The organism is Amycolatopsis sp. cmx-11-12, assembly GCF_046269425.1.
Lineage (GTDB): Bacteria > Actinomycetota > Actinomycetes > Mycobacteriales > Pseudonocardiaceae > Amycolatopsis.
In genome coordinates, this window is record NZ_JADNQM010000038.1 from 17,267 (window position 1) to 31,724 (window position 14,458).

The 14,458-nt window shown below is 68.6% G+C and carries 12 protein-coding genes; 8 read left to right on the forward strand and 4 right to left on the reverse strand.

Features of this window, described 5'->3' with window-relative positions:
• Nucleotides 1–18 precede the first annotated feature (18 nt).
• Nucleotides 19–852 carry an ABC transporter permease gene (locus ACLARN_RS35870; RefSeq protein ID WP_409495919.1) on the reverse strand — a complete coding sequence of 278 codons (834 nt, stop codon included), beginning with the start codon at nt 850–852 and terminating at the stop codon, nt 19–21.
• Complete coding sequence (locus ACLARN_RS35875) at nt 849–1,838, reverse strand: ATP-binding cassette domain-containing protein (protein WP_409495920.1); 990 nt, start codon at nt 1,836–1,838, stop codon at nt 849–851. The genes ACLARN_RS35870 and ACLARN_RS35875 overlap by 4 nt, the downstream gene beginning before the upstream one ends.
• Before the next feature lie 270 nt (nt 1,839–2,108).
• Between ACLARN_RS35875 and ACLARN_RS35880 the strand changes: the two genes are divergently transcribed.
• The 4 genes from ACLARN_RS35880 (at nt 2,109) to ACLARN_RS35895 (ending at nt 5,902) form a co-directional block, all read left to right on the forward strand.
• Nucleotides 2,109–3,239 carry an FAD-dependent monooxygenase gene (locus ACLARN_RS35880; RefSeq protein WP_409495921.1) on the forward strand — a complete coding sequence of 377 codons (1,131 nt, stop codon included), beginning with the start codon at nt 2,109–2,111 and terminating at the stop codon, nt 3,237–3,239.
• Between the two features lie 123 nt (nt 3,240–3,362).
• Nucleotides 3,363–4,196, forward strand: a complete 834-nt coding sequence (locus ACLARN_RS35885; protein ID WP_409495922.1) for an SRPBCC family protein — start codon at nt 3,363–3,365, stop codon at nt 4,194–4,196.
• A 56-nt stretch (nt 4,197–4,252) separates the two neighbouring features.
• Nucleotides 4,253–5,119: a helix-turn-helix transcriptional regulator gene (locus tag ACLARN_RS35890; protein ID WP_409495923.1), complete on the forward strand. Its 867-nt coding sequence runs from the start codon at nt 4,253–4,255 to the stop codon at nt 5,117–5,119.
• 102 nt (nt 5,120–5,221) lie between these two features.
• Complete coding sequence (locus ACLARN_RS35895) at nt 5,222–5,902, forward strand: winged helix-turn-helix transcriptional regulator (protein WP_409495924.1); 681 nt, start codon at nt 5,222–5,224, stop codon at nt 5,900–5,902.
• 113 nt (nt 5,903–6,015) lie between these two features.
• Here ACLARN_RS35895 and ACLARN_RS35900 read toward each other — a convergent pair whose 3' ends face one another.
• Nucleotides 6,016–7,191 carry a KR domain-containing protein gene (locus ACLARN_RS35900; RefSeq protein ID WP_409495925.1) on the reverse strand — a complete coding sequence of 392 codons (1,176 nt, stop codon included), beginning with the start codon at nt 7,189–7,191 and terminating at the stop codon, nt 6,016–6,018.
• Complete coding sequence (locus ACLARN_RS35905) at nt 7,191–8,480, reverse strand: ABC1 kinase family protein (protein ID WP_409495926.1); 1,290 nt, start codon at nt 8,478–8,480, stop codon at nt 7,191–7,193. The genes ACLARN_RS35900 and ACLARN_RS35905 overlap by 1 nt, the downstream gene beginning before the upstream one ends.
• Before the next feature lie 234 nt (nt 8,481–8,714).
• Here ACLARN_RS35905 and ACLARN_RS35910 point away from each other — a divergent pair, with 234 nt between their 5' ends.
• The 4 genes from ACLARN_RS35910 to ACLARN_RS35925 all read left to right on the forward strand — a co-directional run bounded on the left by ACLARN_RS35910 (nt 8,715) and on the right by ACLARN_RS35925 (nt 14,318).
• Nucleotides 8,715–10,034 (forward strand): HEAT repeat domain-containing protein, encoded by a 1,320-nt coding sequence (locus ACLARN_RS35910; protein WP_409495927.1) that lies wholly within the window; start codon nt 8,715–8,717, stop codon nt 10,032–10,034.
• 37 nt (nt 10,035–10,071) lie between these two features.
• Nucleotides 10,072–10,722, forward strand: coding sequence for a DUF6073 family protein (locus ACLARN_RS35915; RefSeq protein ID WP_076158202.1), 651 nt, complete (start codon nt 10,072–10,074; stop codon nt 10,720–10,722).
• 95 nt (nt 10,723–10,817) lie between these two features.
• Nucleotides 10,818–12,119: a cytochrome P450 gene (locus ACLARN_RS35920; protein ID WP_409495928.1), complete on the forward strand. Its 1,302-nt coding sequence runs from the start codon at nt 10,818–10,820 to the stop codon at nt 12,117–12,119.
• Between the two features lie 81 nt (nt 12,120–12,200).
• On the forward strand, nt 12,201–14,318 hold the full coding sequence (locus ACLARN_RS35925) for an SRPBCC domain-containing protein (RefSeq protein ID WP_409495929.1): 2,118 nt from the start codon (nt 12,201–12,203) through the stop codon (nt 14,316–14,318).
• The last annotated feature ends 140 nt before the right edge of the window (nt 14,319–14,458 follow it).

The following is a 14,458-nucleotide window of genomic DNA, read 5'->3' on the forward strand; positions in this document are numbered from 1 at the left end:
ACTGACCTCGGCGTCCGATCAGCTCTTGCGGCGGTAGAGCAGCATGGTCAGCGAGCCGAACACCACGACGAGCGCGGCCGAGATGATCAGCACCAGCACGATCTGACCGGCCGTCGCGGTGCCGTGCATGAGCCCGCGCACGGCCGTCGCGGCGTGGCTGACCGGGTTCACCCGCACGATCGCCGCCATCCAGGACGGCATGGTCTCCGGCATGGTGAAGATGTTGCTGATGAAGCTGAGCGGGAACAGCAGCATCATGCTGGTGTTCGTGATCGACTCCGGTTTGCGCACCAGCATGCCGAGCGTGGTGAAGATCCAGCCCACGCTGAACGCGAACACCAGCAGCACCAGGATCGCGAGCACGACACCGGCGAAACCGCCGCCGGGCCGGAAACCGAGCAGCAGGCCGAGTCCGACGGTCAGCACGATCGCGAAGGTGTAGCGGACGATGTCGCCGATCAGCGCGCCGACGATCGGCGCCGGCTGCCAGAAAGGCAGCGTGCGGAACCGGTCGAAGATGCCTTTCGCCATTTCGGCGTTCAGCGCGGCACCGGTGTTCACGGTCATGATCAGCACGGTCATCACCAGGATGCCGGGCAGGAAGTAGTGCAGATACTCGCCGCTGGAGTTCGCGATCGCGCCACCGAAGAGATAGGTGAACATCAGCACGAACATGAACGGCATGACGACGGCTTCGCTCAGCTGTTCCGGCGCGTGCTTGAAGCCGAGCATCGCGCGCCAAGCGAAGGTCAGCGACGCGTAGAGCGGATTCGGCCGGGACGGGCGGTCGTGCGCCGCGAGCGCGCCGCGGAGTTTGGTGTCCGGGACGGCGGTGGCCTCGGGCGCGGTCATCGGACTGCCTCTTCCTTGTCGACGTCGTCTTCGGTGGCTTCGGCGGGGTGGCCGGTGAGGGCGAGGAACACCTCGTCGAGGCTCGGCTGGCCCAGTGAGAAGTCCGAGACCGAGATCCCCGAGTTGGACAGGATCGCCAGCGCGGGCGCCACCCGGTCCGGGTCCGGCACCTGAGCGGACAGGGCGGTCGGCTCGCTGTCGAGGGTGATCGGCACGCCGAGCGCGATGTCGAGCAGCCGTTGGGCCTCGAGGCGGTCGTCCGCGTTCTTCAGCCGCACCCGCAGCGCGCCGGACCCGAGCGACGACTTCAGCTCGGCGCTGGTGCCCTCCGCGATCGTCCTGCCGTGGTCGAGCACCGCGATGCGGTCGGCGAGTTGGTCGGCCTCGTCGAGATATTGGGTGGTGAGCAGGATCGTGGTACCGGCCTGGACCAGTTCGCGGACGATATGCCACACCTGGTTGCGGCTGCGCGGATCCAGTCCCGCCGTCGGCTCGTCCAGGAAGAGCAGGTCCGGGGTGACCACGATGCTCGCCGCGATGTCGAGCCTGCGGCGCATGCCACCGGAGTACTTGGCCGCCTGCTTGCCCGCGGCCCCGGTGAGGTCGAACGCCTCGATCAGTTCGGTGGCCCTCGCCTTGGCCGCCGCCCTGGAGTGCCCGAGCAATCTCGCCACCAGCACCAGGTTCTCGTAGCCGCTGATGTTCTCGTCCACGGAGGCGAACTGCCCGGTGAGGCTGACCCGGCTGCGCACGGCGTCCGGTTCGGTCGCCACGTCGTGGCCGAACACCCGTGCCGAACCGGCGTCCGGGCGCAGCAGGGTGGCGAGCATGCGGATGGTGGTGGTCTTGCCCGCGCCGTTCGGGCCGAGCAGGCCGTGCACCACGCCGGGCCGGACGGCAAGGTCGACCCCGTCCACGGCGGTGGTATCGCCGAATCTCTTCAGCAGTCCGGTGGTTTCTATCGCGAGAGCGGTATTCGAAGACAAGGCGAAACTCCCAAAATAATCGACGCGGGCCTTCAGCGTTGAGTAACCGGCTCGCTACGCGGATGACCAAGGTACCGAAACCGGATCGCACGGCACAGCCGCCCCCTGAGTGGCAAGAACGATCTTTTCCGGCGCTGGAGAAGTGATCCCGATCCATCCGTTCGGAACTTCTTCGAGGTTGCTATTCCGGTGCCTTTCTCTTCAGCAATTGGAGAGAAGCGTTACCCGTATGGGTGGTCTTAGCTTCGTCGTGGCGCGAGGAGAGTTTTCGTGACACACAACCGCACCGCGATGGTCATCGGTGCCGGGCCCGCCGGGCTCGCCACCGCGATCGCGCTGCGCCGGGCCGGGTTCGGGGTCGAGGTCCGCGAGCGAGCGGCCGAGCCGCGGCCCGGGAACGGACTTACCTTGTGGCCCAACGGTCTTCGCGCGCTGGACGCGATCGGCGCCGGGGCCGCGGTGCGCGCGGGCGCGTTGCCGGCACCGGGTACTTCGATGCGATCGAGGACGGGCCGGTCCCTCTACGAGGTGTCCGGACCCGTCATGGACACGATCGGTGGACGCGGTGCGGGTATGCACCGCAAGGATTTGCTCGACGCGCTGACGGGAGTGCTCGGCGAACGCCCGGTCTTCGGCGCCCGCTGCGTCGGTGTGCGCACCGAAGCCGGGCGCGCGGTGGCCGATTTCGCCGACGGCACCGAGGGGGGCGCGGACCTCGTGGTCGGTGCCGACGGTCTCCGGTCTTCGGTGCGGGAGGGCATCGGGCTGACCGAGCCGCTCCGGTACGCCGGTTTCACGGTCTGGCGTGCGACGATCGAATTCGAGCTGCCGCCGTTTCCCGGGGTGCTCTCGATGGGCGGGCCGAGTCAATTCGGGATCTGGCGGCTGCCTGCCGGGCGGGTCTACTGGTTCGCGTCCACGCCCGCCGTCGAAGGTGCGAGCGAATCGAGGCCGCCCGGCTTCTTCGAAAACTGGCATGCGCCGATTCCGGAATTGCTCGCCGCGACCAGGAGCGAAGAGATCACCGCGACCGATATCTACGACAGCGAGCCACTGCGCGCGTGGAGCGCGGCCAGGGTGGTGCTGGCGGGCGACGCGGCGCATCCGAGTATGCCGAACATGGGGCAGGGCACCTCGCAGGCGTTCGAGGACGCCGCGGTGCTCGCCGATTGTCTCGGTGGCGGCGCGGGGATCGAGCCGGCGCTGGCGGAGTACGAACGGCGCAGACGACGCCGTGCGCGTGCCGCCTGGTCGCAGGCCCGGATGCTCGCCAGGATCGGCGGGTGGCGCAATCCACTGGCGTGCCTGCTGCGGGAAAAGCTGATGAGCGCCGCTCCGGAACGCGCGCAGTTGCGCCAGTTGGAACGGTTGTTCACATTTCATCCAGGATCGGGAAAATGATCATCGCCGCCTGGGTGATTCGTATGGATGAGTGATGGTACTGATCAGGTTCGGCCAGTAGGATGCTAAAGGAACATATGGCTATTCTGGTCGTTTCAGCGGGAGGTCGCAGGGGAGGCCGAGGTGAACGATCCGGGACTGGAGTGTTCGGTGGTGGAACCGGGAATCGTCCGGGTCGGGCTCAAGGCCACCGTGCCGGTCGAGAAGGCTTGGCTCGCGCTGGCCGATCCCGTGCGGCTGGCCAACTGGTTCGGTGAAATCGGCGAGCCGTGGCTGCCGGGCAGACGGGACCGGATCGAATTCGGTGACGGCGATTTCTTCGAAGTGCTCACCCACGAGGTCACCGAGTGTCGGGTGATCGATTTCGAATGGCGTTTTCTCGGGCTCTCGCCGATCGCGAGGATCCGCTGGACGGCGAAGGTGCTGCCGGATGGTACCGAAATCGCCGTCGAAGACCGCGACCCGCACCGGACCGCGGCGGAATCGGATGAACTGCTGACCGGCTGGACGGATTTCTTCCAGCGCCTGGCGCGTTATCTCGCCACCGGTGAATCCAGCCGTTACGAATGGCGTGACGACATCGACGGCTCGGTCGACCTGCCCTCGCCCGCCGCTTCGGCCCTGCACCGCGACACCCTGTTGCGCTGGTTGCCGATCGCGAGCGACGGATTCGCTCCGCGCTGGTTCTTCATCGTCGATGACGAGGGTCCGCGCCGGTTCCGGGTGGACGACTGGAGTGAGGAACCGGGCGGGCTGCGGTTCTCGATCGAGATCCCCGGCGCGGCCGCCCGCACCTGGTGCCGGGTCACGGTGGCGGGGAAGCGGCTTTCCTTCTCCCACAGCGGTTGGCGCGCGCTCGAACTCCCCGACCGGCGGGCGCTGCTGCTGCGCCGCCGGTTCACCGCGGCCTGGGTGGCCGCGCTCGAACAGGCCCGCGGCCTCGCCGAAGTCCGTTGACACCGTCACCATCGACGCCCGTGCCCCGGGCGGGAGAGACGAATGGGGGATTCTCCATGAATGGTGAGCGGGTCCCACTGGAGTCGGCAGGCTGTGCCACCGACCAGACCGCCGAGGACCGGATCGAAGCGGTCCTGCGCTCGGTGCGGATGATGCGGGAGAACGTCGGTGACGAGCTTTCCCTGCGTGACCTCGCGCAGTCCGCGCTACTGAGCCCGTTCCACTTCCACCGGGTGTTCCGGCAGATGACCGCGTCCACCCCGGCAAGGTATCTCGCCGCGTGGCGGATGGCGGAGGCGAAGCGGATGCTCGCCTACAGCTCGGTGAACGTCACCGACATCTGCATGCAGGTCGGCTATTCCAGCCTCGGCACGTTCACCTCGCAGTTCACCCGGCTGGTCGGGGTGCCCCCGCGCCGGTTCCGCGCGCTGGTCACCGCGTGGTCCGATCAGCCGTTCGCGGCCGTGCTGGCCGATCTCCGGTCCGTGCTGGTCGAACCGGACCCGGTGCAGCTGACCGGGACGATCACCGGCGGGGAGGGCGTGGACGCGTTCGCCGTGGTCGGGCTGTTCTCCTCCGGCATCCCGCAGGAGGCACCGGCCGCGTGCGCGATCCCCGAGGTGCCGGGGATGGCGGTGTTCGGTGGCCTGCCGGACGGCGAGTACTACCCGCTGGCGATGTGCTTCCCGCCGTCCGTCACCGTCGTCGAAGCGATGGTCGACGAACTGGACCGGGGCTACTTCGCCGCGAGCCGGGTGCCGGTGAGGATCTCCGGTGGGGTGGCGCTCACGCACTCGGCGTTCACCCTGCGGGTCCGGCCGCGGCGGCAGCTCGATCCGCCGATGGTGCTGGCGCTGCCGCTGGTGGTGGCGGCGCAGCTGCGGGAAACTCCGATGCCCCGGCAGCGCTCTCCGCGTGGGTAACGTTCTTCGCCGGTTCCCGCTCACCTGTGCCCGCCGGGCGTAGAATCCTTATCCAGGCTCACTACGAATTCGTATGGTCAACCTGGGTCAGGTGAACGGTACTTGGCGGAGAAGCGCTACTACGGCCAGTTCTGCGGGCTCGCCGCGGCGCTCGACGTCATCGGCGAACGCTGGACCCTGCTGATCCTGCGCGAACTGCTGATCGGGCCGGTCCGGTTCAACGAGCTGAGTGAGAACCTGCCGGGGATCGGCCCCAACCTGCTCACCGATCGGCTGCGGCTGCTGGCCGAACACGGCCTGGTGCGGACCGAGCCGGTGCCGGAGGACGGCCGCGGCAAGCGGTACCTGCTCACCGGACTCGGCACCTCGCTGCTGCCGTCCATCCTCGGCCTGGCGAAATGGGGGATGCAGTTCCTCACCGAGGACGACGCCGTGAACGGAGCCAGCCGGTCGGCATGGGGTTTCCTGGCCGTGCAGGCGATGATCGACCCCGCCGAAGTGTCCGAAGTGGACGAGAGCTACGAGTTCCGGGTGGACGACGAGGTGTTCCACATCGCCGTGCGCTCGGGACAGGCGACCGCCGCCCGCGGCGCCGCGACGGATCCGGTGATGGTGGTCGGCACCACCGCGGCCACCTTCATCCGGATCGGCGCGCAAATGCTCAGCCCGTTCGACGCGCTCGTCGCGGGCGCGCTCAAGATCGACGGGGATCCGGACGCGGTGCAACGCTGCACCCGGCTCATCGGCCTGTCCGCGAAACCCCCGCTCACCCGCGCCCGCTGAACACGCGAGATCTCCGCCCAATCACGCGTGATCTCCGCCCAGTCACGCGAGATCGCCGTCCAGTCACGCAAGATCGCCGTCCAGTCACGCAAGCAGTTACGCTCGGCTTGCCTTCAACCGCCGTAAAGGAGGACGGGTGCGGCATCGGCGGGCCCCGGTGGCCACCCGAACAAGCGCACGAGGGCGTTCATACCCGCGCGCAGCGGCACCGGGGTCATGCCCATTCGCCGCGCCTGCTGGACTGCGCCCGCCTGCTGGGCCATTCCCGCGCCGCTCCACAGCGACCACTGGGCCGCCACGGTCGAGCATCGGGGGAGGCCGGCCGCGGCCCTGATGGTGGATCTGCGCAGAAGTTCGTTGGCCAGCCCGTAACAGCCGAGGCTGCGGTGTGGTTCCTCGGCGGTGATGGAGCCGAAGGTGATCAGCTGCCGCAGTTCGGCCGGGTCGATCGCGGCGAGTACGGCTTCGAGACCGGCTACCTTCACCCTCTGTGCGCGGACGAGCGCCGTGGTGGTCGTGGTCGCGACCGGGCCTCCCGTGAGCAGCCCGGCACAGTGCACCACCGCGCCGACCGGAGGGGCGTCCGTTGTGGACAGTAGGCGCGCGATCCCGTGACGGTCGGTGACGTCCGCGGTGAGCACGGTCGCGCTCAGTCCGGACAGGTGCCTGGCGGAGCCCGGGGGCAGCTGCGCCGGTTCGAGGACGTCGATCAGGATCGGGTGCAGTCCGTACACTTTGGACAGTACGACGGCCGCGCGCAGCCCCAGGCCGCCGAGGCCGCCGGTGACCACGACCGAGCGACCCGTTCGGGTTCTTCCTGTGACGACAGGAGGCAGCTCTGCCGGGCACCAGCCGGTGGTGGTGATCCGGCCGTCGTCGCCAACCTGCGCGAGCGAGGGGAGCGCGCCCTCGGAGTTGAGCAGTGACACCGCGACCCGGATCGCCCGCGCGGACGGCTCGGCGGAAAGCTCCACGCACCGCACGTCGAGCGCGGGATCCTCCTTGGCCGCCGCTCGCAGCAGGCTGGCGCCACCCGCGCCGAGGTGCACCAGCGCCAGCCTGCCGCCGTCACGGCCGGCCGCGGCGATCCCGTCGAGCAGTCTCGCGTTGTCCTCCCAGCCGAACTCGGCGCCGAGCAGGATCGCCGTGCCGTGGGCGGACCCGGGTGGCGCCGACCTGGCGCGGAGCTCGGCCACGACCGGGTGCGTGTCCGGCCCGATGAGGTGCCAGCAGCGGCGGCGGAACTCCCCTGGCGGCACCGGGATCCGCCGCGGGAGGAAGGCGGGCATCAGGTGCGCAACGCGGTGAGCAGGGTCGGGACCGCCTCCGCCTGGAAATCGACGTCCACATCGAACTCGTTGATCATCCCCTCCAGTACGAGCAGCGAGACGAGCGGGAACACGAACTCGGGTGCGGCGGCGACACTGGATCGCCGTTGCAGGTCGAACAGTCTGGTCGCGAACGGCGCCAGCCGGAACTGGCCGGCGGTCCGCCGGTGCGCGGCCGTGACCAGCTCCACGATCCCCGCGCGGAAGCCGTCGAGGTCCGCGTCCGGCGGCACGTACTCGCTGCTCTGGAGCACGACCTCGGCGCATTCCGCGCCCCGGCCCATCGACATGTTCAGGAAGAACTCGGCGAACTGCCGCTTCACCACCGGGTCCAGTCGCACCACGAACCCGGCGTCCAGCAGGACGACCTCGGAATCCTTTGTCAGATAAAGGTTTCCTGGATGCATGTCACAGTGCACCAGTCCGTCGAGGAAGAGCATCTGGTACACGCCGTGCAGTACCTTTCGGACCAGCACCCGCCGTTCTTCCCTGGTGAGTTCGCCGGGGCCGAACCGGCCGAGCCCTTCGAGATACTCCATCACCAGCACGCCCTCGCCGCACGCCTCGGGGAGCGGCTCCGGGATCCGGAAGTACTCGAGCCCGGTGAGGTTGGCCCGCAGGGAGGTCAGCGCGGCCGCCTCGGCGTCGAGGTCGAGCTGGCGCAGCACCGCGAAACCGACCTGGTCGACCATCCGCCTGGCGGGCACCTTGCGCATGCCGGGCACCCGTTGGATCACACTGGCGCCCTTGCCCAGCAAGGCGAAATCGGCGTGCATACGCTCGCGGATCCGTGGCCTGCGCACCTTCACCGCCACCTCGCGGCCGTCGTGCAGCCGCGCGCGGTACACGCAGGCGATGCTGCCGCTCGCCGACGGCGTCCAGTCGAATTCCTTGAACGGCCAGGTTCTTTCCCGGTACGCGTGTGTGCACACCTCCTCCGCCTGCGCGCGGGTCATCGGGTCGACGCGGTCGTGCAGGCGGCCGAGCGCCGCGCACAGGTGCGGCGGAAGCAGGTCCTGGCGGGTGCCGAGGAGCTGACCGCCCTTGACGAACGTCGGTCCCAAGGAGACGAGCATGGTGGTGAGCCTGTCCCGCCCCGGCTGCCTGCCGTTCCGGTTCAGCCTACGACGTAAGGACTCCGCCGCGCCGACGGTTCCGTGCCGCGCGGCGGTGCCCGCCCAGGTCCCTGCCCGGCCCAGCATTCTGCCCCAGCCCACCGTCGCGGGCCCGGTCAACGGAAGTGTGCCCACTGATCGCCCCCATCGGCTGAAGGATGGCAGGGAAGCTCTACGTACGTGAAGTGTTCTTGTCATGGTGAGCGGCGCGGTGTCGTCGGGGCGACCGCCGTCCGAGTGACGGACCTCGTTGCCAGCAGGGGGAACTTGCGCGAACGCGGACAGCGGCAAGCTGCGAGAAGGTGCGGCGTGGGGTAGCCGCCTAACTTTGCTGATACCGATCCATGGAGACGGGAAAGGATTGCCGCGATGGCTATCGATCTTTGCAACAAGTCCCCGGACTTGGTAACGGAGCGCGGCCCCGGTTCGTGGGCCGAGGCCGTCCCGTCCGAGCCCGCCCTGCTGGACGATCTGGGCACGGAGCAGCGAGACGCGCTCAACTTCGCGTACCGGACCACGTTGAGCAACGTCGATCCCCGTTTCGTCGCGGGAGATCCGGCCGCGTGGGCCAGTGACTTCGGGTACGCGCTCGACCGCGTCGCCATCCGGCTGGACAACCGCAGCAACGAGGAACTGCGCGAGCAGGCCCTGCGGCATCCGGACCCGGTGATGCGCGAACAGGCGCTCTACGAGTACGCCGACCGCGACCACGCCGACGCGATCGAACTGCTGGAGGAGGCCGCCCGCACCGACACCAACCGCGAGGTGCGCTGGGATGCGTTGTGGGCCATCGAAAAGCTCGGTGGCGCCACCGCGGTGACCACCTTGCAGAAGTTCCTCACCGACGACGATCCCGAGATCGCCGAGTGGGCCAAGCTGTTCATCTCGGAGTTGCAAACCGGGGACCCGGCGTTCGACGGCAGGTCCGGCCTCTACACCCCGGGCCGCACCTTCGACGAGACGATCTACCTGCTCATCCACTGCGATCTCTACGTCCGGCTGGACGAGAGCAACACGCACTGGGGCAAGATCTCACTGGCCCCGCAAGGACTCGCCCGGATCTACGGCCAGGCGCACGCCTGTCCGAACGTGAGCACCCGCGAACGTCAGCTGGTGATCGCGAAGACGATCTCCGGGCTGCACAAGGACGGCTCGCCGCACTGCGACAACTACCTGTTCCGCGGGTTCACCGACCGCACCAGGCGCGACCGCGGCAACTTCTTCTTCGAGTCGCTCGTGCCGAGGACCTTCTTCAAGTCCGGCCGCGCGGACGACCCGAGCCAGGGTGTGCGGCAGGCCAACATCGGCTTCGCGCGGTACGGCACCTGGCACCTCGAGCCGAAGTTCCAGGTGCGCGAGGAGGCCGCGATCCGGTACGTGCGCGGCCGTTTCCAGGGCTGGGGCCACGTGAACCTGTCCAGGATCGCGGGCAGGCCGCTGGAAGAGGTGCTCACTCCCGGCAACGGAGTGCTGTCCACCTTGCACGATCCCGAGGTCGGCCCGATGACCAACGCGTTCATCCTCGGCACGTTCAAGGGCAAGCTGAACGACTGGGACGGCGACGGCGTGATCGACTTGAACTCCCGGAACGTGTACTCGACCGCGGAGGGCGAGATCGACTCGGACCAGGACGGGATCCCGGACAAGGCGGGGCAGACCTGCTGCGACTACACCAACCTGCTGCCCTGACGGGCTTTCCGATTCCGTTCAACTCTGAGAGGCAATGATGGCTACACCCACGAAGCCGTCCGTGATCTATGGCCGTCCGGTCACGACCGAAGGCGTGCCCAATGTGTACGCAGGCGCGAAGGTGGTTCCCTGGACCGCCCCCGACCCCGGTATCGACAACCTCGGCATCAACTCCATCGACACCTTCGCGGTGCCCGGTGTCGGGGAGTACACCGTTCCCTTCGACGGCTGGGTGCGGGTCGTCCGCTCCGAGCCGACCTCGCGGGAGTGGTCCAAGGCCGAGGTGTACACGAACCTGATCGAGATGAAGATGGTCGGCGAGTGCGAAGAGCTCGGCCGGATCACCGTGACGCTGAACCCGGATTGCCTGTCCACCGGGCAGATCCGCACGCCGTTCGACCCCTACGCCGGTGAAGGACCGTCGGCGAAGGCGTGCCGGATGGCGGTCGGCGCGATCTTCGACATGCCCAAGCTGGGGATGAAGCTGGTCAACAAGGAGCCGATCATCCTCACCATCGACGACGTGCGGCAGATCCCGCCCGCCGGCGCGCCGGGCAAGGGCCAGATCTACCGGATGCTGCCCCTGCACGACAGCAGGTACCTCGACCAGCAGCCGGTGGCGTACGTGACCAGCCTGCGCTTCAACATGGGCGGGTATCTCTCGCCGGAGGAGCTGGCCGCGAAGTAACGGCGTCCCATCCAGGATCCGGTCAGGGGTGTGTCCGCCACGGCTTCGTGGTGGGGGCACCCCGATGCCGGGTTTTGCCGAAGGCAGGAGACGGTATGGTCGCGCCGGTCACCGGACGGCTGAGTACACCGCCGATGATCAAGGGACTGCCGCTGCTGGGCAGCCTGATCGAATGGCGACGGGATCACTTCGCCGTGTTCATGCGCGCCTACGAGCGCTATGGCCCGGTGTTCGGCATCCAGCTCGGCCCGCAGAAGGGCGTCGTGCTGATCGGGCCCGAATACCACGACTTCTACTTCAAGGAGGTCGACCGGAAGCTGTCGGTGCCCGATCTCTACAAGTTCGTGGTGCCGATGTTCGGCGACGTCATGCTGGCCGCATCGGAGTTCGAGCGCAGGCGCAGGCACGTTTCCCTGTTGCAGTCGGCGTTCCAGGGCGGCAGGCTCACGCATTACACCGAGGTGATGGCCGAAGAGGTCGAGACCTGGCTGGACGGGCTCGGCGAGCACGGCGAGTTCGATCTCTGGGACACCTTCGAACCGCTGGTGATGCGCATCGCGGCGAGTGCGCTGATGGGGCCGGAGATTCGCGCGCACGTCGACGAGTTCCGGCCGCTGCTGGTGGATCTGGCCAGGGGGATGGAGTTCATCCTGCCGCCGAACCTGCCGCTGCCCAAGTTCTTCCGCCGCGATCGCGCCCGCAGGCTGCTCACCGAAATGCTCCGCCCGGTGCTCGAAACACGACGTCGAGACCCCGGCGGGCACACCGATTTCCTCCAGACCCTTGTTGACGACGACGATCTGCGAGCCGAGGGCGACGAGGTGCAGATCGGCATGGCGCTGTGCACCATCTTCACCGGCTACATCACCACGGCGGCGCAGGCGGCGTGGACCTTGGTGCAACTGTTGAGGAATCCCGGCTACCTCGGCACCGTGGTGCGCGAGCTGGACGAAGGCGACACCCGGGTGCCGAGGCTCGACTGGGCGTTCAAGGAGTCGTTGCGGCTGCGGCCGGTGATGGGCCACTACGCCAGGATGACCGCGGTCGAGTACGAAGTGGACGGTTACCGCGTGCCGAAGGGCTGGATGACCATGCTGTGCCCCGGCGTCGCGCACCGGCTGCCCGAGATCTTCACTGAACCCGGTCGCTACGACCCGGAGCGGTTCGCGCCCGATCGAGCCGAGGACAAACGGCATCCGCACGCGCTGATCGGGTTCAGCGGTGGCTTCTATCGTTGTCCCGGCCAGGCTTTCGGCACCGCGGAGGTGACCACGATCCTCGGCGCGCTGTTGTCCCGGTACGAACTCGCGCCGCTGGAGGCGGACCCGCCGTCGGACTTCGATCTCGGCGTGACGCGGCCCGGTTCGCCTTGTGTGATCAAGTATCGGCGGAGGTAACCGCAATTCCGGAGAAGTAGTCGGCTCGCCGGTCGTCCTAGCGTCTTGGGAACAAAGGGAAACCAGCCGAAGGGGCAGGCGATGGCAGCGCGACCAGCAGGAGGGTTCGCCGGCATCCCGGCCGCACCCGGGTTCGATCTGACCACGACCGCGAGTGCGTTCGCCCCGCTCGGCGGGGTCTCCTTCCCGGTGGCGCAGGACCGGTGGGAGCGGCTCGTCACGATGGGCCAGATCCCGGCCACCGCCGATGTCGTGTGGGACGCGTTGACCGACCCACGGCATCTGCGTGAATGGCTCGGTGTCGCGCACGGCGGGTGGGCGACGGCCAATGCCGAGTCCACATTGGACTTCGAAGACGGCGAGTTCTTCTACTGTTCCACCGCGCGCGCGGTCGCGCCGACGTCGTCGAGGCCCGGGACCCTGGAGTACCTGTGGCGCTGGGTCGGGGTGGGCCCGGCGACGTCGGTCACCTGGACGCTCACCCCCGGCGCCGACGGCACCACGGTGACGGTGGTGGAGGAGGCGACCAACCCGCCTTCGGACTGGCGGTCCTGGAACGGCATGGGTTGGCCCGGCATCGTGGACCAACTCGCCGGTTATCTGCGCACCGGGACGAACACCCGGTGGCCGTGGCGCCGGATGGGGCCGTACTTGCAGATTCCTTTACCCGCCATGCCGTTCCAAGCGTGGGAGGCGCTGACCAGCCCCGGTGCGGTGAAGCACTGGATGCAGCGGACCTCCGGCTCCCTCGCCGTCGACGACCCGATGACGCTGATGATGGGTGACGCCAGCGGCGCGGTGGAACTGCGGGTGACGAAGGCGGTGGACACCGCGCAGGAATTCCCCTCCTACATGCCCTATTTCGAGTTCGAGCTGCGGCGGCCGTCGTGGCGGTCGGCGCTCGGCGGCCGGATGTGGATCGAACCGACCGGGCTCGGGCAGAGCCTGCTCCAGGTGTTCCACTACGACTGGGAACGCCTCGACATCCAGAACCCGGTGACCGAACGGAAGCTGCTCACCGGGTTCTGGATCAACGCGGCCGCCAGGGCGCAGATGCTGTTCGCCCCGCAGGGGCCGCCTGCCGGACCGCACGGCTGGTCCTCCGGCGGCGGCAGCGCGAACGGACAGGCCGCCACCGCCGAGCTGGACTTCCCCGCCGCCATCGGGTTCGCGGAGAAGGTGATGGGTGACCTCGGCGGCGCGATGGCCTCGGTGCTGGCGGCGCTGGGCGTCCGGCTCGGCCTGTTCGGCGCACTCGCCGGTGGTCCGGCGACGGCGAAGGAACTCGCCGCGCGGACCGAGCTGGCCGAACGGTATGTGCGGGAGTGGCTATGGGGCCTGCACAGCGCCGGGTACCTCGAATTCGATCCCGGCAGCGAGCGGTTCACGCTGCCTCCCGAGCGGGCCGCCGTCCTCGCCGACGAACGGTCGCCGCTCTGCCTTGCCCCGGCGTACGGTCTCGTGCCACCGCTGGCCGGAATGCTCGACGAAGTGGCCGAGGCGTTCCAGACCGGGCAGGGCATCCCGCATGAGCAGTACCCGGACGGTCTCTACCAGGCAATGGAACGGATGAGCGCGAGCTGGCTCGACACCATGCTGGTCGAACAGTGGCTGCCTGCCGTCCCCGGGCTCACCGCGGCACTGGAGCGGGGCGGCAAGGCGGCCGACGTGGGCAGCGGCAGCGGGCGGGCCGTGCTCGCCATGGCACAACGGTTCCCCAGCAGCGAGTTCACCGGGTACGACCTCCACAAGCCCAATGTGGACAGAGCGGCCACGGCCGCGGAGGAAGCAGGCCTGAACGGGCGGGCGCGGTTCGAGGCCACCGACGCGACGACCGGGCTGTCCGGACCGCTGGACCTGGTCACGATGTTCGACGTCCTGCACGACGCGCCCGACCCGCCCGCGCTGCTGGCGGCCGCGCACCGCGCGCTCGAGCCGTCGGGTGGTGTGCTGCTGGTACTGGAGAGCAACGCGGCCGCCGACGCGCAGGACAATCGCGGCGCACCCGGGACCATCCTGTACGCCACCAGCACGCTCTACTGCGTGCCGTCCGCGCTGGCCGACGGCGGGCCCGCGCTGGGCACCCTCGGCCTGCCGTTCGCGGAACTGGCCGAACTGGCCGGCCGGGCCGGATTCGCCAGCACCGAGGAGATCCCGTTGCAGAGCCCGATGAACGCGCTGTACCTGCTTCGTCCCTAGGTGCCTGTTGGCGGAGCTGTGACGTGCCTCGCGAAGGGACATAACGCGTGAACCCGCCCCGGCCGAAGGCCCCGCTATCGCGGTGGCAGGGCGCCTTCGTCGTCAACGTGAGAAGTTCGACCAGATCGCGCCCTTCCGAC